18 protein-coding genes are annotated in these 18,188 nt (G+C 69.8%); 6 read left to right on the forward strand and 12 right to left on the reverse strand.

What is annotated here, in order from left to right; genetic code table 11:
• Positions 1 to 64: 64 nt before the first annotated feature.
• Genes dgoD through ETD86_RS16195 form a run of 4 tightly spaced genes read right to left on the reverse strand, consistent with a single transcriptional unit; the run spans position 65 to position 4,282 of the window.
• The gene (dgoD, locus tag ETD86_RS16180; RefSeq protein WP_138666981.1) at positions 65 to 1,213 is read right to left on the reverse strand and encodes a galactonate dehydratase; all 1,149 of its coding nucleotides are present in this window, start codon (positions 1,211 to 1,213) and stop codon (positions 65 to 67) included.
• A 5-nt stretch (positions 1,214 to 1,218) separates the two neighbouring features.
• The gene (locus ETD86_RS16185) at positions 1,219 to 2,034 is read right to left on the reverse strand and encodes a carbohydrate ABC transporter permease (RefSeq protein WP_138666982.1); all 816 of its coding nucleotides are present in this window, start codon (positions 2,032 to 2,034) and stop codon (positions 1,219 to 1,221) included.
• Complete coding sequence (locus tag ETD86_RS16190) at positions 2,031 to 2,972, reverse strand: carbohydrate ABC transporter permease (protein ID WP_211370086.1); 942 nt, start codon at positions 2,970 to 2,972, stop codon at positions 2,031 to 2,033. The genes ETD86_RS16185 and ETD86_RS16190 overlap by 4 nt, the downstream gene beginning before the upstream one ends.
• 59 nt (positions 2,973 to 3,031) lie before the next feature.
• The gene (locus ETD86_RS16195) at positions 3,032 to 4,282 is read right to left on the reverse strand and encodes an ABC transporter substrate-binding protein (protein ID WP_211370087.1); all 1,251 of its coding nucleotides are present in this window, start codon (positions 4,280 to 4,282) and stop codon (positions 3,032 to 3,034) included.
• Positions 4,283 to 4,456: 174 nt separating this feature from the next.
• On the opposite strand from ETD86_RS16195, the gene ETD86_RS16200 reads away from it, so the two are divergent.
• Entirely contained in the window at positions 4,457 to 5,218 is a 762-nt protein-coding gene (locus ETD86_RS16200) for a FadR/GntR family transcriptional regulator (RefSeq protein WP_211370088.1), read from the forward strand.
• 106 nt (positions 5,219 to 5,324) lie between these two features.
• Here ETD86_RS16200 and ETD86_RS16205 read toward each other — a convergent pair whose 3' ends face one another.
• Genes ETD86_RS16205 through ETD86_RS16215 form a run of 3 tightly spaced genes read right to left on the reverse strand, consistent with a single transcriptional unit; the run spans position 5,325 to position 7,008 of the window.
• On the reverse strand, positions 5,325 to 5,732 hold the full coding sequence (locus ETD86_RS16205) for an FtsX-like permease family protein (protein WP_211370089.1): 408 nt from the start codon (positions 5,730 to 5,732) through the stop codon (positions 5,325 to 5,327).
• A gap of 5 nt (positions 5,733 to 5,737) precedes the next feature.
• Positions 5,738 to 6,466: an ABC transporter ATP-binding protein gene (locus ETD86_RS16210; RefSeq protein WP_138667023.1), complete on the reverse strand. Its 729-nt coding sequence runs from the start codon at positions 6,464 to 6,466 to the stop codon at positions 5,738 to 5,740.
• 14 nt (positions 6,467 to 6,480) lie between these two features.
• Entirely contained in the window at positions 6,481 to 7,008 is a 528-nt protein-coding gene (locus tag ETD86_RS16215; RefSeq protein WP_138666985.1) for a PadR family transcriptional regulator, read from the reverse strand.
• 327 nt (positions 7,009 to 7,335) lie between these two features.
• On the opposite strand from ETD86_RS16215, the gene ETD86_RS16220 reads away from it, so the two are divergent.
• From ETD86_RS16220 to ETD86_RS16230, 3 genes are all read left to right on the forward strand, one after another.
• A complete protein-coding gene (locus ETD86_RS16220; RefSeq protein WP_246147939.1) occupies positions 7,336 to 8,736 on the forward strand; it encodes an MFS transporter in 1,401 nt (466 codons plus the stop codon).
• On the forward strand, positions 8,733 to 9,569 hold the full coding sequence (locus tag ETD86_RS16225; protein WP_138666986.1) for a carbohydrate deacetylase: 837 nt from the start codon (positions 8,733 to 8,735) through the stop codon (positions 9,567 to 9,569). The genes ETD86_RS16220 and ETD86_RS16225 overlap by 4 nt, the downstream gene beginning before the upstream one ends.
• A gap of 123 nt (positions 9,570 to 9,692) precedes the next feature.
• Positions 9,693 to 9,959 carry an ATP-binding cassette domain-containing protein gene (locus tag ETD86_RS16230; RefSeq protein ID WP_138666987.1) on the forward strand — a complete coding sequence of 89 codons (267 nt, stop codon included), beginning with the start codon at positions 9,693 to 9,695 and terminating at the stop codon, positions 9,957 to 9,959.
• 144 nt (positions 9,960 to 10,103) lie between these two features.
• Here ETD86_RS16230 and ETD86_RS58160 read toward each other — a convergent pair whose 3' ends face one another.
• Positions 10,104 to 11,678 (reverse strand): PQQ-dependent sugar dehydrogenase, encoded by a 1,575-nt coding sequence (locus ETD86_RS58160; protein WP_138666988.1) that lies wholly within the window; start codon positions 11,676 to 11,678, stop codon positions 10,104 to 10,106.
• 528 nt (positions 11,679 to 12,206) lie between these two features.
• Here ETD86_RS58160 and ETD86_RS16240 point away from each other — a divergent pair.
• Positions 12,207 to 12,443 (forward strand): hypothetical protein, encoded by a 237-nt coding sequence (locus ETD86_RS16240; RefSeq protein ID WP_138666989.1) that lies wholly within the window; start codon positions 12,207 to 12,209, stop codon positions 12,441 to 12,443.
• A 335-nt stretch (positions 12,444 to 12,778) separates the two neighbouring features.
• Here the strand turns inward: ETD86_RS16240 and ETD86_RS16245 are convergent, their stop codons facing one another.
• Positions 12,779 to 15,010: a hypothetical protein gene (locus ETD86_RS16245; RefSeq protein ID WP_138666990.1), complete on the reverse strand. Its 2,232-nt coding sequence runs from the start codon at positions 15,008 to 15,010 to the stop codon at positions 12,779 to 12,781.
• Between the two features lie 552 nt (positions 15,011 to 15,562).
• Between ETD86_RS16245 and ETD86_RS16250 the strand changes: the two genes are divergently transcribed.
• On the forward strand, positions 15,563 to 16,477 hold the full coding sequence (locus tag ETD86_RS16250) for a hypothetical protein (RefSeq protein WP_138666991.1): 915 nt from the start codon (positions 15,563 to 15,565) through the stop codon (positions 16,475 to 16,477).
• On the opposite strand, the gene ETD86_RS55145 is transcribed toward ETD86_RS16250, so the two are convergent.
• The 3 genes from ETD86_RS55145 to ETD86_RS16260 form a co-directional block, all read right to left on the reverse strand.
• The gene (locus ETD86_RS55145; protein ID WP_170223106.1) at positions 16,474 to 16,629 is read right to left on the reverse strand and encodes a hypothetical protein; all 156 of its coding nucleotides are present in this window, start codon (positions 16,627 to 16,629) and stop codon (positions 16,474 to 16,476) included. The genes ETD86_RS16250 and ETD86_RS55145 overlap by 4 nt on opposite strands.
• Positions 16,630 to 16,769: 140 nt before the next feature.
• Positions 16,770 to 17,519: a nucleotidyltransferase domain-containing protein gene (locus ETD86_RS16255; RefSeq protein WP_138666992.1), complete on the reverse strand. Its 750-nt coding sequence runs from the start codon at positions 17,517 to 17,519 to the stop codon at positions 16,770 to 16,772.
• On the reverse strand, positions 17,516 to 18,154 hold the full coding sequence (locus ETD86_RS16260) for a nucleotidyltransferase domain-containing protein (protein WP_246147941.1): 639 nt from the start codon (positions 18,152 to 18,154) through the stop codon (positions 17,516 to 17,518). Before ETD86_RS16260 ends, ETD86_RS16255 begins: the two co-directional genes overlap by 4 nt.
• Between the last annotated feature and the right edge of the window lie 34 nt (positions 18,155 to 18,188).

Here is an 18,188-nt window from a genome sequence, read left to right on the forward strand (position 1 = left end):
GTGCCGCGGGCGGTCGCCAGGAATCGGGTGGTGGCGAGTGTGGCGGTGAGGTCGTGGGTCATGGTCACCATTCCGCGTAGGAACCGTCCCGGTGCCGCCAGATGGGGCTGCGCCAGGCATGTCCCTTTTTGTCGGCGGAGCGGACAGCCTGCTCGTCGATCTCGATACCCAGGCCGGGCGCGGTAAGCCGCTCGACGTGTCCGTCCACGAAGGTCAACGGGGTCTTGTCGAGGCAGTAGTCGAGCACCTCGGCCCCTTGGTTGTAGTGGATGCCGATGCTCTGTTCCTGGATCAGGTAGTTCGGTGTGGCGAATCCGACCTGCAGGCAGGCCGCGAGGGCGATCGGGCCGAGCGGGCAGTGCGGGGCGAGTTGCACGTCGTACACCTCGGCGAGCGTGGCGATCTTGCGTACCTCGGTGATGCCGCCGGCGTGCGAGAGGTCCGGCTGGGCGACCGCGATGCCGGCCTGGAGGACGGGCAGGAACTCCTGCCGGCTGTAGAGCCGCTCCCCGGTCGACACCGGGATGGTGGTCGAGCGGACGAACTCGCCGATGAGGTGCGAGTTCTCCGGTACGACCGGCTCCTCCAGGAACAGCGGCCGATACGGCTCCAGCAGCGGCGCCACCCGGCGCGCGTTGGCCAGGGTGAACCGCCCGTGCAAGTCGACGGCGACGTCGCGCTCGTCGCCGAGCACCTCGCGGGCGGCGGCCACCCGGGCGACCACGCCGTTCAGCTCGGCGACCGACGCGACCGGGCTCATCTTGCCGGAGGCGTTCATCTTCACCGCGGTGAGCCCGGCCTCGACCTGGGCGGCGATGTGGTCGCGGACCTCGCTGGGCTCGTCGCCGCCGACCCAGCCGTACACCCGGATCCGGTCCCGGACCGGACCGCCGAGCAGTTGGTGTACCGGGGTGCCGAAGTGCTTGCCGGCGATGTCCCAGAGGGCCTGGTCGAGGCCCGCCACGGCACTCGCCAGGATCGGGCCGCCCCGGTAGAACGAGCCCTTGGTCAACACCTGCCAGTGGTCCTCGATGCGCAGCGCGTCGCGGCCGATCAGCAGCTCCGCGAGCTGGTGCACGGCGGCGCGGACGGTCTCGGAGCGCCCTTCGCAGGTGGCCTCGCCCCAGCCGGCGATTCCGGAGTCGGTCTCCACCCGGACGAAGAGCCAGCGGGGGGCGACGAGGAAGGTCTCTATGCGCGCGATGGTCGTCATCCCGGTCAGCCCTTTGTCGCGCCGGCGGTGAGGCCGGAGACCACGTACTTCTGCACGAACAGGGCGATCAGCATGATCGGCAGGGTGACCACGGTGCTCGCGGCCATCAGGCCGCCCCAGTCGATGCTGGCGTAGCCGACGAAGTCGAAGATCGCCACGGGGAGGGTCTTGGTGTCGGCGTCGGAGAGCACGAGCGCGAACATGAAGTTGTTCCAGGAGAAGATGAAGGACAGGATCCCGGAGGTGGCGATGCCCGGCACCGACAGCGGCAGGATGACGCGGCGGAACGCGCCGATGTGGGTCAGCCCGTCGACCAGCCCCGCCTCCTCCAACTCCTCGGGCAGGCTGTCGAAGTAGCCCATCATGATGTAGACCACCAGCGGCAGCGAGACGAACATGTGGCTGATGATCAGCACCCCGAAGCCCCCGACCATCTTCAGGTTGGAGAAGACGTAGTACCAGGGCACCAGGAGCGAGACGCCGGGGATGACCCGGGCCATCAGCACCACCAGCGCGGACTTCTTCATGTTGAACCGGCTCATCGAGTACGCGGCCGGCAGCCCGAGGATCAGCGACGCCACGGTGGCGGCGAACGCCACCCAGAGGCTGTTGACGATGAACTCGACGTAGTTCGCCTGCTGGAGCACCTTGGCGTAGTTGCCCATGGTGGGCGAGAAACTCAGCGCCTTGCCCGGGTCGTAGATGTCGACGTTGGTCTTGAACGACGCGGCGATCATCCAGAGCAGCGGCGCGAGCAGGGAGAGCACCACGAAGGTGAGCGCCACCACCCGGAACACCCGGTACGCGGGTCGGGGCTTCATCGCTGCGCCTCCTTGCGCCTGGCGGTCAGGGCCCACATCGCCCCGATGATGATCAGGAAGAAGAGGATGAGGACGGTGGAGGAGACGCCGTACTCGTTGTAGTCGAAGCTGAGGCCGTAGGCGTACACGTTGAGGGTCTCCACCTCGTGGAACGAACCGCCGCCACGGCCCTTCGTGGCGTAGAGGATGTCGAAGGTCTTCAGCGCGTCGATGCCGCGGAGCAGGATCGCCACGGTCAGCGTGGGCGTCAGCAGCGGCAGGGTGACGTGCCGGAAACGCTGCCAGGTGCTGGCGCCGTCGATGCGCGCCGCCTCCTGCGGTTCGTCCGACAGCGAGGTGAGGCCGGCGAGCAGGATCAGCACCACCATCGGCGTCCACTGCCACACGTCGATGAAGATCGTGGTGGGCAGGGCCGAGTGCTGGCCGGCGAGCCACGGCTGCGGTCCGATGCCGACCCAGCCGAGGACCTGGTTGGCCAGGCCGATGTTCGGGTCGAAGATGAGCCGCCACATCATGCCGACCGCGACCGGGGTGGCGACTAGCGGCATCAGGATGGCGACCCGGACCCACCTCTGCCCTTTGAACGGCCGCCAGAGCAGCAGGGCGATCGCCATCCCGAGCACCACCTCGAACAGCAGCGCGACGACGGTGAACGTGGCGGTCCGTCCCACGGCGGGCCAGAACCGCTCGGTGTCCGTCAGGACGTCGAAGTAGTTCTGCAGGCCCACGAACTCGCTCTCCGCGCGGACGGATCCCTCGGCGTCGGTCAGGCTGAGGTAGCCGGTCCAGGCCAGGGGGAACACGATCAGCGCGGCGACGAAGGCCATCGCGGGCGCGGCGAAGAGCCATTTGCGGTGGTCGTTGACCCAGCGCACCCAGCCCGGCGTATCGGGGGCGCCGGCGCTGCGCGGCGTCTTGGTGGTGGTGATCGTTGCCATGAGGTCTCCAGGGGTGGAACGAGTGGCGGGTGCTCGATCCCGCCACTCGCGTGTGCCGCTTACTTGGCCTCGTCGTCCAGGAACTTCTGGAACGCGGCGTTGGCCGTGTCAGCGGCCGCCGCGGCGTCCTTGCCGGTGATCGCGTCAACGATCGGCTGGCCGACGATCTCGCGGGCCTCGGCGACCTTCACGACCAGCGGCCGGTCATGGCCCACCCCGGCCTTGGTGCTGGCCGCGATGGCCTCCACCAGGTCCTTCGGGAAGGAGGAGGTGCCCTCCGGGTTGGACCAGACGGAGCTACGGGCGCCCGGCACGCCGGACTTCTGCTGGGCGAGCGTCTGCTCCTTGCTGGTGGCCCACTCGATGAACTTCCAGGCGTTGCTCGTGTTCTCCGAGCTGGAGTTGATGCCCAGCGCCCACGACGGGATGTTGTACGGCTTCGAACCGGTCGGGCCGGCCGGGAACGGCGCGACGCCGACCTGGTCCGAGACCTTGGATTTGGCCGGGTCGGTGGCGTTCTTGTAGAGCGAGTTCGCCTCGGTGTAGAAGGCGGCCTTGCCCTGGGTGAAGATGGCCATCGCCTCGGGCCAGCCCATGTCGGTGCTGACGTTCGCCGGGCCGGAGTCCTTGATCAGCCCACCGTAGTAGGCGTACGCCTGCTTGGCGGCGTCGCTGTTGACCGCGGCCTTGCCGCTGCTGTCGGCGAAGTCGCCGCCGAAGCTGTAAAGGAAGCTGGAGAACTGGGTGACAGCCGCCGACTTGCCGGTACGGGCGACGAAGCCGGCGACGTCCGGCTCGGCCGCCTTGACCTTGGCGGCGGCGGCCTTCAGCTCGTCGAGGGTCTTCGGCGGGGCGCTCAGGCCGGCCTTGGCGAGCAGGTCCTTGCGGTAATAGAGGACCTCCTGCTCGGTGATGATCGGGACACCGACCGGCTTGCCCTCGTACGTGGTGGCCTCCACCGGGCCCGCCTGGAAGTCGCTGAAGTCCCAGGTATTGGACTTCACCTGGGCCGACAGGTCGGCCAGGTACGTGTTCTTGGCGAAGAGCCTCCCCTCCTGCAGGGGGCGGTACATCATCACGTCGATGTCGGATGAGCCGGCGTTCAGCTTGACGTTGTACTGGTCGGAGAGCTGGTCCTCGCCGAGCTGAGTGATCTCGACCTTGAGCCCGGTCTGCTTCTCGAACTCGGGCAGTGCCTGCTTGATGTTCTCGGTCCACACGTGGTTGGCCAGGGTGACCCGGACCGTCTTGGACGCGCCGCCGTCGTCGCCGCCACCGCCACAGGCGGACAGGCCCATGGCGACAACCACGGCCAGAGATGTACCGAATATCGATCGACGTCGCACGTCATCTCGCCTTTCTGTCATGGCCGCCGCCTCCCTCGAAGAGCGCCACACTCCCGTAACATCTGCTTAATGCCGGGATGCTAGGACAAAAAAGCTGACTTATTCAAGGGTTGGTCTTGAACTGATATGCTCTGTGCCGTGAATCAGTCCTCCCCAGGGGGCGCATCCAGCCAGCACGCCCCTGCCGAGGCTGGGCTGCACGCACGCGTCCTCGACCACCTGGGCACCGCCATATGCAGCGGCGACGTGGCCGCCGGCTCCGTCCTGAGCATCGACGACCTGGTCGACCGCTACCAGGTCTCCCGCTCGGTGATCCGCGAGGTGCTGCGGGTGCTGGCATCCATGGGACTCATCGAGACCCGGCGCCGGGTCGGGATCATGATCCAGGCCGCTGAGGCGTGGAGCGTCTTCGATCCGCAGGTGATCCGCTGGCGGCTCGCCTCGGACGGGCGGATGACGCAGATGCGCTCGATCACCGAGCTACGGACCGCGATCGAGCCCCACGCCGCCTGGTTAGCCGCCGAGCGGATCGACGACGACGAGGCGAGCGAGTTGGTCGGGCTCGCGGCGAAGATGTGGGCCGCTGGGAAGGCCGGTGACGAGGCGCGCTTTCTCCAGCTGGACATCGACTTTCACCGGCGGGTGCTGGCCGCCTCCGGGAACGACATGTTCGCGAAACTGCAACTGATCGTCGCCGAGGTGCTCGCCGGCCGTCACCACTACCACCTGATGCCTCACTACCCGGATGAGCAGGCGTTGCGGCTGCACACCGACGTGGCTCAGGCGATCCAGCGGCGCGACGGCGAACGGGCCCGGAAGGCCATGGTGGGGATCATGGAGCAGGGGTTCGCCGAGATGAAGTCGATGTGGGAGCGGACCGCCGAGCCGGGCGGTGCGTGACCGGCGCTCCTTCGCCGGCGCAAGCGGCAGCCGTCATGGCGGTCATCGAGGCGCCGGACGCGCTGCTCCGTCTGACGCCGGGGGAGCTCTGGCAGGCCTGCTCGCATCATGTGAGCTCGGCTTGGAGAGCCTCGGTCACGGGACGGCGGCCGCCGAGGCGGGCGGGAAGAGCGGTGAGCGCCGCCACCACGAGCACGGTTGCCAGCACCACGGCGAGCAGCTGCCAGAGCGCGGGAAGCGTGGCCCTGTCGCCGTCGCCGCCGGTGATCGCGTTCACCGCGGCGAACAGTGCGAAGCCTCCAGGGAAGACGCCCAGGACAGCGCCGGCGAGCGCGGGGAGCACCTGCGCGGCCGCCAGTGCCGCACTCACGTCACGAGGGGTTGCGCCGAGGGCGCGCTCCAGCGCCGACGAATGCCGGTTGTCGAGCACCGCGAGCAGCAGCAGCGCGGCCTCGATGCGGCGCCGCCGGAGGTCACGCACGGCGAGGCGGCCCACGAGCAGGATGCGGCCCATCGCCCTCAGTCCTCCAGCCCGACGAGTGCGCCGAGCTGCCCGGTGGTGCCACCGCTCAACCTGGTCTCGTCCACGAACGCGCCGTCGCGCATCGAGATCAGCCGGTCTGCGGTGGCCGCGATCCGCGGGTCGTGGGTGACGATCACCAGCGTCTGCCCGGACCCGTGCAGGCTCTCGAAGAGCTGGAGGACGTCCAGGGTGGCGGCGCTGTCCAGATTTCCGGTCGGTTCGTCGGCGAGAACGACTAACGGTTCGTTGCTCAACGCCCGGGCGACCGCGACGCGCTGCCGCTGGCCGCCGGACAGCGCGGAGGGCAGGAAACGCGCCCGGTCGGTGAGCCCGACCTGCTCCAGCAGCTCCTCCGCACGCCGTCTGGCGGCCCGCGGGGAGCGTCCGGCCAGCAGTGCCGGCAGCTCGACGTTCTCGATGGCGGTGAGCTCCTCCATCAGGTGAAATGCCTGGAAGACGAAGCCGACGACAGTCCGGCGCATCCGGGCCAGGGCCCTCTCGCCGATGTCGTCGATGCGACGGCCGTTCAGCGACACCTCTCCACCCGAGGGCCGGTCCAGCCCCCCGAGCAGGTGCAGCATGGTGGACTTCCCGCAGCCGCTGGGTCCCATCACCGCCACCGTCTCTCCCGCGCCGATGTCGAGATCGACCCCGTCGACGGCGCGCACCAGTCCTAGCCCCTTGCCGTACTCCTTGCGCAACCCGCGGGCGCGAAGAACGGGCATGTCGGCGGCGTTGCTCACGATCCACTCCTTCGGTGGGTCCAGGTCTTCTCACATGCCTCGAGCCAGCGCAGGTCTGCCTGAAGCCGGAGCACGATGCCCTCCAGCAACAGCGCCGCGTCCGAGCGGTCCGGCTCGGCCATGGCGGCGCGCTGCGCGTCACGCAGCCGGCGCAGCAGCTCGCGGCGCTGGGTGTCGACGATCGTGAGCGGGTCGGCAAGCCCGGCCGCCGCGGCCGCGACCAGTTTCAGATGGAACTCCGCGAGGTCGGGTCTTGGCCAGCTCACCTCGGCGATCCACTCGGAGACTCGCTGCTGGCCGTTGGGGGTGAGCGCGTACACCTTGCGATCCGACCGGTCGGCGCTCTCGGCAGACCTCTCGACCGCCAACAGGCCGGCCTTTTCCAGCCGGGTGAGCGTGACGTAGATCTGCCCAGCGTTCATCGCGTCACCGAGGGGGCCGAGCGCGTCGCGCAGCCGCGCGCGCAGCTGGTAGCCGTGCGAGGGCTCCTTGGCCAGCATCGCCAGCACCACTTCCTGCTGCATCGGCCCCTCCTATAACCGTTAGCCACTAGGGCTAACGGTTATACTCATCGCCGTCGCTGTCAAGTCCCCGGTACCCGTGGGAGGACCCGCCACGGCCGGCGAAGCCCGTTCTTGACCATTGACATGATGTGCCATTTGTCTGCATGTTCTTATCCGCGTCATAGCGCGCAGGCCAGGTCGGCGGAGCGGAGGCCCCGAGCTTCATGGCAGATCGAACGCGTCCGAGCAGCCGCCGAGCAACCACCGAGCGTGCATCACCCGCTGTCCTCCTTCGGGTGTGAAGGAAACGCCGTGCACGGCGCCGGCATCTGCAAGGAAGGTGATCGCGTGTCCCAGCTCGATACGGCCTCCGCCCCGGGGCGGACTCCCGCATGGCGCTACGCCATCGGGATGTTCGGCACTTCCATCCCGATCAACATGATCAAGGGATCGATGATCACCTTCTACGTCGACATTCTCGGGCTCGACGTACGCGCCTACGGCGTGGTCATGGTGATCTACGCGGTCATCGACGCGCTCGACAACCCGCTGCTCGGCCACCTCTCCGACCGCACCCGGACCCGGTTCGGCCGGCGCCGGCCGTGGCTGCTCGTCGGCGCGCCGATGCTCGCGGCCTGCATGATCGCGTTCTTCTCGGCGCCGACCTCTCTGCAGGGCATCGGCCTCGTGCTCTGGTTCGCGGTGTTCGCGATCCTGTGTGAGGCTTTCGACTCGATGCTCAACGCGAACTACGGCGCGCTGCTCCCCGAGTTGTACCCGCAGGAACGCGACCGCGCCGTGGCCAACGGCCTGCGCCAGGGCTTCCAGCTCGTGGCGCTCGTGATCTCGCTCGCGGTCACCCCGTTGCTCACGACGCAGGTGTTCGGCACCGAGGACTCCACCCAGGGCTTCCAGATCACGGCGATCATCTATGGTGCGGTCGCGCTCGTCGTGATCGTGTTCATGGCGCTCGGCGCGCGGGAGAGGCCCCGCTACTCCACGCGCGAGCGGCCGCTGCTGCTGCCTAGCGTGTGGTCGATCGTGCGCAACCGGATGTTCTGGACGGTCGGGCTCACCGGAGCCTGCTACGGGATAGCCATGGCACTCGTACTGTCGGGCATCCAGCTGTACGTCCGCTACTCGCTCGGGCTCCCGGTCGGGAACGCGTTCTACCTTCAGGGCATCGTCATCCTCATCTCGGCGGGCGGCCTCGTGGTGTGGACGCGCGTCGTCGCGCGCCGCGGCGCCCTGTGGGCCTGGCGGCTTGCCTTCGCGGTCCTCGCGGCCGGCTTCGCGGCCTTGTTCTTCGCCACCGACCTCGTCACCGCGATCGCCGCGGGGGTGCTCGTCGGGGCCGGGTGGTCGGGAATGCTCGCGACGAACGACCTCATCGTCGCGCGTGTGCTGGACGCCGACGCAGCGCGCAACGGTGAACACCGCGAAGGACTCTTCCTGTCCGCGTTCGGCTTCTTCGGCCGGCTCAACGGGATCGTGACCGGACTCGCGCTCACCTCGCTGGGCGTGTTCTTCGGCTACAACTCGGGCGACGACCCCGGCGGCGACCCCGGGCTCGCGTTCCGGATGTACTTGTGCGTGTACCCGTTCGTGCTGACGACGATCGGCGCGGTCGCGGCGCGACTCATCTCAGTCCCGATCGAGACGCCGCCTGAGGCGGCTGAGCCGGTCGAGCCGGTCGAGCCGCCACCCGCCGGTCCCGTGGACGAGTCCGCCGGGGAGCGCCCCCGATGACCCGTCGCGTCGTGATCACGGCCGACGATCTCGGTCGTGAGCCCGGGACGACGGAGGTCATCGTCGCGCTGCTCGCCGAGGGACATGTCACCGCGACGACGCTCATCTGCGTCTCGCCGGCCGCGGAGCAAGCCGCGCACCAGGTCTGGGAGCTCGGCGTGGTGCCGCGACTGCACGTGACGCTCACGAGCGAGCGCGGGCTCCCGCGCTGGCGGCCCCTCAACGGGGCGGCGAGCCTCGTCGATCCGGACGGGACACTCAGTGACGATCCGTTGGCCCTCGGAGCCCGCGGTGAGGGCCAGGATGTCATCCGGGAGGCGGACGCACAGCTGCACTGGATGCGCGACCGGGGCCCCATGCCTCAGGCGGCCGACTCCCATGCAGGCACCCTTTACGGCCTGCACGGCAGATCGTGGCTGGCCGAGGCGCTTGAGTGGTGTGCGCGCCACGGCCTTGCCTTCCGGCTGCCCCGTGACCCGGAGCCGTACTTCGGCGGGCCGCTCCCGCCGCAGCTCGCGGCAGCGCACGAGCGCGCCGTCGCCCTCGCCGACGCACTAGGCGTGTCCATCCCGCAGACGATCGCGACCAACCGGCGCAGCGCACACGAGCTCGGTGGCTATGAGCGACTCCGGGACGACTACCTCCGCCGGCTCGCAGCCCTCCCCGAGGGCACGAGCGAGTTGTTCCTGCACCCGTCCCGCGAGGACGCGGTCACGGGACCGGACGGCATCGTGCGGACCTGGGAGACGAGGCTGCTGCGTGACCCGGCCTGGCATGACGCCCTCGAGAGTGAGGGCGTCGAGGTCGTCGGAGGCTGTGGACCTGACCCATGAGCACGTCCTCAAGGGGCACGCACCCGGTGGTCGGCCTGGTCACCATCGCCGGTGCCGCCTGGTTCGTCGGCCAGGGCGGGGTCACCGTGACGGCCACGACGTCCTGCACGGAGTGAGCTTCACCTGAGAGCGGGGGTCGTCACGGCGCTGGTGGTGCCATCCGGTGCCGGAAAGCCGACGCCGGCCATCCTGCTGCCCCGGTTCCACGACGTCACCGCCGGCGCGACCCGCGTCGGCGGCGTCGATGTCCGGCATATCGGCCCGGCCGGGCTCTACCGCCACATCGGATTCGTGCTGCAGGACGTGCAGCTGCTGAACGGATCGGTCCGCGACAACGTCGCGCTCGCAGGACGTCGCCTCCGGAGACCGGGACGCCATCGGCGTACCTGACCGGAGCCCGCTGACCGCAGCGCGCGTGTCCGCACCGCGCGACGCGGTGCGGACACGGCGATCGTGCCCTGGCCGAATCGTGACTCCGCCTGCACATCCGAACCGCTCCCACGCCGGCGTCGTCGGCGACCGGCAGGGCATCGGTCAGCGGTCGACGGCGCAGGCGTCCCTGTTGAGGGAGAACCGGCTCGGCAGGGAGGCGTCGCCCGTGTGGCTGGCGAGGTAGCCCATGGTGACGCTGCGGCCGGGCGCGATGGAGCCGTTGTGGGCGGCGTTGACCGCGGTGACGATGTCACCGCTCTGGGTGAGGTTGGTGTTCCAGTCCGAGATGATGGTCTGTCCTCGGGAGAGGGGGAATCTCAGTGTCCAGCCGTTGATCGGTGTGGTGCCGGTGTTGGTGATGGTGAGGTCGACGGTCATGCCGCCACCCCAGACCTGCGTGGTGTACCCGATCCGGCAGGTCGGCTTGGCGTGTTCGAACGAGACGCGGTGCAGGCCGCCGGGAAGGTCGTTGACGACATAGAGCTCGCCCTCCGGCGTGGCGCCGAACGCGGTGACCTGCGTGGGCATTTGCCCGATCTCGGCCTGCGAGTAGCCGCCCGCGGCGTTCTTGCGCAGCGCCCACACGGTGGAGTAGCAGTAGTCCGTGGCGATGTAGGTGTCGCCGACCAGGCCGGCGAATTCCTCACCGTGGTATACCTGTCCGCCGATGACCGCGCAGCCGCCGGTGTGCGGGGAGTAGGTGAAGATGGGCTTGGTGTACTCGGCGTCGGTGCGGCATTGGGTCGCGTCGAATACTTGCAGCCCTTCATAGCAGGACCAGCCGAGGTTCGCGCCCGCCTGCCGCCCCGTCTCGATGTGGTTGATCTCCTCCCACCTGCCCTGGCCGACGTCGGCGATCCACATCGAGCCGTCCGCGAGGTCGATGGAGAAGCGCCAGGGGTTGCGCCCGCCGTACATCCATACCTCCTCGCGGGCGCCCTCGACGCCGACGAACGGGTTGTCCTCGGGAACGCAGTAGGCCAGGTCGCCGCAGCTTCGGCTCACGTCGACGCGCAGGATCTTGCCCAACAGGGTGTCCAGGCGTTGCCCGGAGTCGAAGGGGTCTCCGGAGCCGCCGCCGTCGCCGATGCTCATGTACAGGTTGCCGTCGGCACCGAAGGTGATCTGGCCGCCGTTGTGGTTGTTGTGCTCGGCGTGCTCCTGGGAGAGCAAGGGCTCGAGTCTGGCGTCGTCCAGCCTGTATCGGGCCAGGGTCACTGCGCCGTCCGGCAGCGCGGTATAGGCCAGATACAGGTCCTGGCTCTCGGCGAAGTCGGGCGAGAGGGCGATGCCGAGCAGCCCTCGCTCGTTGCCGGATTCGTCCACCGATGCCGTGATGTCGATGATCGGGGTCTGTCCGAGACCGGTGTCCGGGTGGTAGACGCGCACAGTCCCACGCTTCTCGGTGATGAACAGCCTGTTCGTCCCGTCGTCGGGTGCGGCGATGGCGGTGGGGCGGCGTAACCCGAAGGCGACTTGGGTGGTGGTCGCATTGATCTCTTCCAACGGCACCGTGGAGGCCTCCGACCCTCGCGCGCCGGTGTCCGCGATGGACGACGTGGCCAGAACGGATGAGGATGTCGCGGCGGCGACCGGTGGGGTGAGTGCGCTCACGGGGGCGAGCAGTGGCAGGGACAAGGCGAGCAGCACAGGGGCTGCCCAGCGTTTTCCTGGCATGTCGGTCTCCACAGGCGGGGCTTCGTCGGGATCCGGAGGACGAAGATGCCCCCGGAGCGGGGCGCGTCCGGGCTCGCAACACTGCGCGGCCGGTCGCATTCCGCCCCGAAGCGCGCGGAGTACGGTGCCGATCGGGCAGATTCCGTGCTCTGACGTGCCCGACCGGACGGTATACGCTCGCCAGCCATCACAACCAGGCCCGCGACCACGACTTCCGTCCCGAGAAGCGGCACCAGGCCGTTGTGGACACTTCCCTTCCCCTGTGACCGGCGGCGATAGGAGAGCGTTTCGGCAAGGCCCGCCATCGGCCTATGAAACGTACATCGCCAGACTGCAACGCGCGGAACCAGCCGACCACCTCGGCGGCGTCGGCGAACGGCGCAGGCTGCGCGCCGCCCAGGCCGACGGTGCCAGCGCGGCGGTGGGCCAGCTCGAGCCCGTCCAGCGTCACGGCTGCCCGCCGGCCCACGCCTGGACGACCTCGTCGAGCATCCCCATCGGCAGCGGCTCAGTGCCCCGCATCACGTCGTGGAACGCCGTGACGCCGAACGCCTCGCCCAGGGGGCGGCTGCGGCGGCCCGGATGGGCCGCCTCTCCAGCGGGCCGACCATGAAGCCGACCGCCTGCTGCCGGCTCCAGCCTTGGGCACGCAGGCCGGTCTCGCCGACCAGCCGGGTGCTGCGCGCGGTCCCGGCGGCCTCGGTGTTGTCGGTCAGCCGATCCCTGCGGTCACGGACGCTGAGCAGCGAGGCATCGACGGGCTAGGCGTTGACGTGGTCGTCCATGAGCTCGTCGGCGAGCTGGTCGATGGTCATGCGGATGCTCCCCGCGGGTCGGCTCGTGCGCATCACCGTACCGGTCACTCCCGGCTTCTCGGGCGTCGTCCACCTTGACGCCGCCCGAGGTGGAGCGGCGGCCCTTGGGCGGGCGCTTGTCGGGCAGCCCGTGGTGGTCGTCAGGATGGGAAGTGCGTCGTCAGGACGGGAAGTGCTCCGACGACGAGCCTCAGGGCGGGGGCGGTGTGGAGGAGCAGGCGGCGCACAGCAGGAGCAGCAGAACGGGCCGCGAGGGGAGGTCTTCCACGCTGCGTGGCGATCACCTCAGTCCGGTGCGCCGGTCGCGGCCGGCTGGGACGGGCGCGGCCGGGGGAGGGCGCAGCGGCAGGGGCGGGTCACTGTGGCGAGCATCAGTTGCCAGTCGCCCTCATGGAGCTCGCCCGTGCCGTCTCCCCAGGCGATCATCGGTCGTCCCCTCGGGTCGAGTGTGATCGCCAGCCGGGTCCACGTGTCGTCCCGTGTCCTGCTCACCGGTGCGCTCACGCATCTGATGCCCTCGCAGGTCGCGAGCGTGATCCGGTCGCGGACCCGGTCGTGGAAGGCCACCAGCGCCCGGCCCGACCGGTCCAGCACCAGCGCCGGCGCGGCCGGCTGCTCCACCGCCCCGCCCAGCGCGGCCGCTTCGGTCCGCGTGCAGTCCCAGGTGAGGCAGTCGAGCAGCCTGACAGCGCCGTCCACGTCCTGATAGACGATCAACGGCCGGCCGTCCGGGCGTACCACCGTGGTCAGGCCCGGCCGCCGGTTGATCTGGTAGCTGTTGCGTTCGGGGCCCGGGGCCAGGGGCTGGGCCGTACGCAGCCGGTCGCAGGCGGGATCCTCGCACGACAGCACGTCGAGGGCGCCGGTCGCGCCGTTGAGCAGCGCGACGACCGGCCGGCCGTCCGGTCGTACGTCGACGGTGAAGTCGTTCAGCCGGCGGCTGCCGCCGTGCGTGCCGGTGCGGGCGATCTCTTTCGCGGAGGGGCGCGCGCACGTCAGGTCTGGGCAGAGGACGAGGCGGATCAGGTGCCGGTCCGAGTCCCCGCCCTCGGGCGCGGGCTCCTGCTCCGCCGTGGCCAGGACCAGGCCGCCGCCGGGGCGCGGGGCCAGCGCCATGAGCGAGTTGTCGACGCCCAGGCCGGTCGGCCGCACCAGGGCCGTGCCCTCGGAAGCGGGCAGGCATCCGCGCGCGTCGCAGATCAGCAGTTCGAGCTGGGCCGCCGGTGGCTCCTTCACGCCGATCCGCCGCCACAATGTCATGGCCAAGCGCCCGTCGCCCAGCCCGGTGGCCGCCGTGGCGTGGGCCAGGAAGTTGTGGGCGTTCGGCTCGGCGTACTCGTAGGTGGGCTTGTCGCAGGCGGGATCGGCGCAGGTGAGCAGCGCCGGCGCGTCCAGGTCGTGGATCAACACCGCCACGCGCGATCCGGGCCCGGCGTGCAGGCCCCAGAGGATCTCGGAGCGGAGGGCCCCCATGTGCGGGCGGACACGGCCACCGTCCACGAGGCCGGGTCTCCACGACCGCGTCACGACCGTCTCGCGGACCTCCGGCCAGCCGAGCGGGTTGACCAGCACGGTGGCGCCGTACAGGAGGCCGGGCAGGAGCGACGCGGCCAGCACCGGCACGAGCCGGAGCGGGCGTTCCCGGGTGGCGGGCAGACCCCGCAGAACGCCCGTGATCTCTGGGTCGGTCTCTTCGTGGAAGTGAATCGCCAGGAGATGCAGGAACAGGCCGGTGCTCACCGCCGCCTGCAAGGGCGTGACGACCAGGCCGAGCGCGGAGGCCGCCAGCCCCAGCACGATCGGCATGGCCGGGCCGGGAATCCAGGGGATCGCCGTGTCCGCGGTCCAGGAGGCCAGCGCGGGGATGGCCCATCCGCCGAACACCACCGTCAGCACACTCTTCCAGAAGCGCCGCGCCGCCAGTCGGTAGGCGCGGTCGATCCCCCGTACGGCGGATCGGCCCTCCAGCACGACGGCCGGCACGGCCAGCACGATGGGCACTGCGAGCGGCGCCAGGGCGACCATCACGACGATCGACGGGAAGGCGTCCGCCGTCACCGCCAGCATGCCGAGGCCCGCGGCCAGGATCGCCACCAGCACGACCACGGCCACCCCGGCGAGGACGAGCATGGCGGGCAGCCGCCGTGCCGCGGCCCGCATCGCATCCGCCACGGACACCGTCCGACCGGTGAGAACGCCCGCGGCGAGGACCACCGTCGCGGGGAACACGACCATCTGCCCGGCGGCCCAGGCCACCAGCACCGCCGCGCCCCATACCAGCATCGGCACGGGCGAGGCGCCGACCAGCTGCGGCCGCCCGTCGACCACCACCAGCGCGTCACCGGTCGGCGGGATCAAGCACAGCAGCGCGACCACGCCGATCGGCAGGAGCACCAGCGCCCCGGGCGTCGCCAGCCGCAGCACGTGGCGGAGCGCGGCCGCGTAACTCCACCGCACCACCCCGTCGCGCCGCAGCTGCTTCAGGACGTCGGCGTCCATCTCCTCGACGGTCTCCACGCCGCGACTGTGGCAGAGCGGCCTCCGTGCCGTCCCGCCCTATTCCAGAACGGCTATGCCGGCACCATCTTCCCTTCGCGTCAACGACCGCCTTGAGAAGCGGAGGCATGACCAGGCGGCCTGGGCTCGCAATGTGCGGGAAATCGGACCCGGCCAGGCTGCCGCTCGTCCTCGCTCGTGCGTCGAGGTCGAGGACGGAGCGGTATGCGACGGCATGCTGTTCGCCACCCTGCGGTGAGACGGCGATCCGCCCGTGCCAGGGAAGTCCTTGATCTCGACCGCCGTACTGCCCTGCCGGGTCCATCCGCGCTCGATCCGGATCGGAGGGTTCGGAGTACGCCGACTTCAGTCGTCCGGGGCGGTGGATCGTTTCCTCGCCGTCTCGCACTTGTCCGCCGAGCGGCGCGAGAAACGCCAAGTCATGGCACGCTCCGGCCGCTCCAGGTTGAGCGGCTGGCCGTCGCGGGCGGTTCTTGTGATAATCGGGCCCACCACAGATCGATCAAGGGGGCCGCGATGACGCCGGGTATTCGATGGGTCATCGCATTCGCCATGGTCACGGTACTGGCGATCACGCCGGTGCGACCGGCACTGGGAGCTGCGGACACCTCCGCCGCGAAGAAGGTCTTCGCCCGCTACGTCGTGGACAGCTCCCCGGTGGGAACGCACCCCGACGAGGACCCCATCAGCCCCTGGCGGCTGCGGCTGCGAGACGGCCGGCTGATTCGCCTGACCGACGCCATGTTCTCTGACCCACCCTCCTGGCCTGTCCTCACGCCGCATGGCAGCCAGGTGGCCTACTACCGTAAGTCCGACGGCGCCTGGGTCGTCCGTGACCTCACCACGGGTAAGGTCCGAGCTGTACCCGGACGCTTCTCACGCGGGGGCGGGTTCTGCAAGCTTTCCCCTGGAGGCCGCTTCCTGGTCGTATGCCGCCAGCCGTATCAGATCGTGGACACCGTTACCGGGCAGGCCCACACGCTTCCTTCTGGACACTACGGGAAGTTCTCGTTCAGTCCCGACAACAAGTACGTGCTCTTTCACCGCAAGACCGATCCCGACCTCGTCAGCCGCGACCCCGGCATCACCGAGGTGTTCTCGACGGAGACCTGGACCGTCGTATATCGCGGCACGCAGGTCGGTGCGCTGCGCATGGGTGGATCTATCGTCGCTTACATCGATTCGCACTACAGCAGGCCTACCTACATCCGGTTCTGGAATCTCGCTACCGGAACCTCCGCTCGACCCGCCATCAAGGTCCCGGCCGGCGAGACCCCCCGAGCACTGGTATGGGACCGGGCCGACCACCTCGACGTCCTGACCTACCTGGAGAACAAATACCGCGGCGGCCTCGTCATCCGTAAGAGCGGTTACCGCTGGCGGCGCGCCGACGACGGCATGCGCATCCTGGACACCTTCAGGATCCTGGCCACCCATTGGAGACTTGCCGAGGGTGGCCTGTCCTAACGGTCGTCGTCCTGACTCGTCTCGCGGACCGTGACCGGATCGGCGAGCCGCTGCTCGTCGCGGACCTGCTGCGGCGAGTCGAGGGTGTCGTCGAGTCCCGTGCCGAGCCTGGGGCCTGGGGTGAAGGCGGCAGCCGGCCGCCTCCTCAGCAACGGCTCTTCCCGACCGCCGCCGGTCCCTCCACGACCACACACCCGGCCCCCGCGGCCGGCCACCGTCGGTGACCTGGAGCGCATCCGCCCTGCTCACCAGCATCACCGGGCCGCCTCCGGCCGTGACCGGTGCACCAGCGTCACAGCGCCGCCTCCGACCGTAGGCGGGCGCGCACCACCAGATCGTGCAGTGCCGCCTCCGCCGTCGCCCGCTCCGGGAGCGTCGAGGTGTCCCGGGCCTGCTCCAGCGCCGCCGTCATCCGCTCCACGTCCGCCTCCAGCCCCATGATCGAAGGTGACCGGCCGTGCTCGGCGTCCCGCTTCGCGGCCACCAGCTCGGGCAGGTACGCGGGCCCGTACGCGTACAGCCGCGTCAGGTCGGCCTCCAGCTCCCCTGTACGCATGAGGTGCGTCCCCGTGGCCAGCACGCGGAAGGTGTAGAGCAGCGGCTTCAGCTCCATGGTCTTCAGGAACAGCCCCCACTGCGTACGAGCGAACCCCAGATAGTGGTGGGCGTGATGCCGCGTCACGCACTCCGGCGCTAGGGCCACCAGCTCCTCATGCACCCGCGACGACGCCACCACCAGCGGTGAGAGCAACTGCTCCAGCACATAGCCGTTGCGCCCGAGCAGCAGCCGGCAGAACTTGGCCAGGTCGTGCGTGACCAGGTCCATCTCCACACCGTCCCGCGTCCACGTCCGCTCCAGCGTCTCGGGCCCATGCCGCAGCCCCGCCACCTCCTCGACCGGCAGCACGTGCACACCCCGCAGGTCCACATCGGAGTCCACCGACGGGAACCCGTACAGGTGCGCACCACTCACCGTCGCGAAGACCAGCGGATACGGTTGCGAGCCGGGGATCTCGGACAGCCAGCCGGGCAACACACTCACAGGTTCTCCTTACGTACGCCGATCAGGAAGTCCTCCACCCGCTGCCGGTCCGGCTCCGCCGGCAGCACGCCCGGTGTGGCGGCCAGCTCGGCCGACAGCGCCGCCCGCCAGGCGTCCACCTCCGCCCACGGGACCTCGCCCCGTTTGATCGCCAGCAGCCGCTCCCGGTACGGCGTCACGTCGACCAGCGGCTCGCCGTGACGCACCAGGTGGAGGCCGCTGAGCAGCAGCCGCACCATGTGCATGGCCTGCTTCCACGTCGGCGCGGCGGGGTCGAGCCGGCGGAACTGCGCGTCGGCGTACCCGGCGAAGGAGCGGTGCGCTCTCGCCGACACGAACGCCCGGCGCAGGTCCCGCAGCCGCCGCCCGGCCGGCGTGATCAGCTCCACGATGGGGGACCACAGGCACTCCAGGACGGTGGGGTTCGCGTCGAGCGCCAGCACGCAGAAACGTTCGACCTCCCACGAGAACTGCTCGGGCAGCGGCCCGTCCCGGTGCGTGGCCGGCTTGTCCAGCCGCCAGAACGCGGCCGTCGGCGCCGCGAACACCCCCCGCCGGTCGGTGTCCGAGGTATCCGTCTGCAGCCCGTATGCCCGGGAGCCCACAACTACGGAAAGGATCAGGTCATCACTCACCCGAACATCTTGCGCCATGGGCCCGGCGACTGGT

The organism is Nonomuraea turkmeniaca (assembly GCF_005889735.1).
Classification (GTDB): Bacteria; Actinomycetota; Actinomycetes; order Streptosporangiales; family Streptosporangiaceae; genus Nonomuraea; species Nonomuraea turkmeniaca.

Coding starts and splice junctions, on each gene's coding strand:
- dgoD (WP_138666981.1), bottom strand. CDS start 1,213: ATGACGACCATCGCGCGCATAGAGACCTTCCTCGTCGCCCCCCGCTGG.
- ETD86_RS16185 (WP_138666982.1), bottom strand. CDS start 2,034: ATGAAGCCCCGACCCGCGTACCGGGTGTTCCGGGTGGTGGCGCTCACC.
- ETD86_RS16190 (WP_211370086.1), bottom strand. CDS start 2,972: ATGGCAACGATCACCACCACCAAGACGCCGCGCAGCGCCGGCGCCCCC.
- ETD86_RS16205 (WP_211370089.1), bottom strand. CDS start 5,732: ATGGGCCGCATCCTGCTCGTGGGCCGCCTCGCCGTGCGTGACCTCCGG.
- ETD86_RS16210 (WP_138667023.1), bottom strand. CDS start 6,466: ATGCCCGTTCTTCGCGCCCGCGGGTTGCGCAAGGAGTACGGCAAGGGG.
- ETD86_RS16215 (WP_138666985.1), bottom strand. CDS start 7,008: ATGCAGCAGGAAGTGGTGCTGGCGATGCTGGCCAAGGAGCCCTCGCAC.
- ETD86_RS16225 (WP_138666986.1), top strand. CDS start 8,733: ATGACCCGTCGCGTCGTGATCACGGCCGACGATCTCGGTCGTGAGCCC.
- ETD86_RS58160 (WP_138666988.1), bottom strand. CDS start 11,678: ATGCCAGGAAAACGCTGGGCAGCCCCTGTGCTGCTCGCCTTGTCCCTG.
- ETD86_RS16250 (WP_138666991.1), top strand. CDS start 15,563: ATGGTCACGGTACTGGCGATCACGCCGGTGCGACCGGCACTGGGAGCT.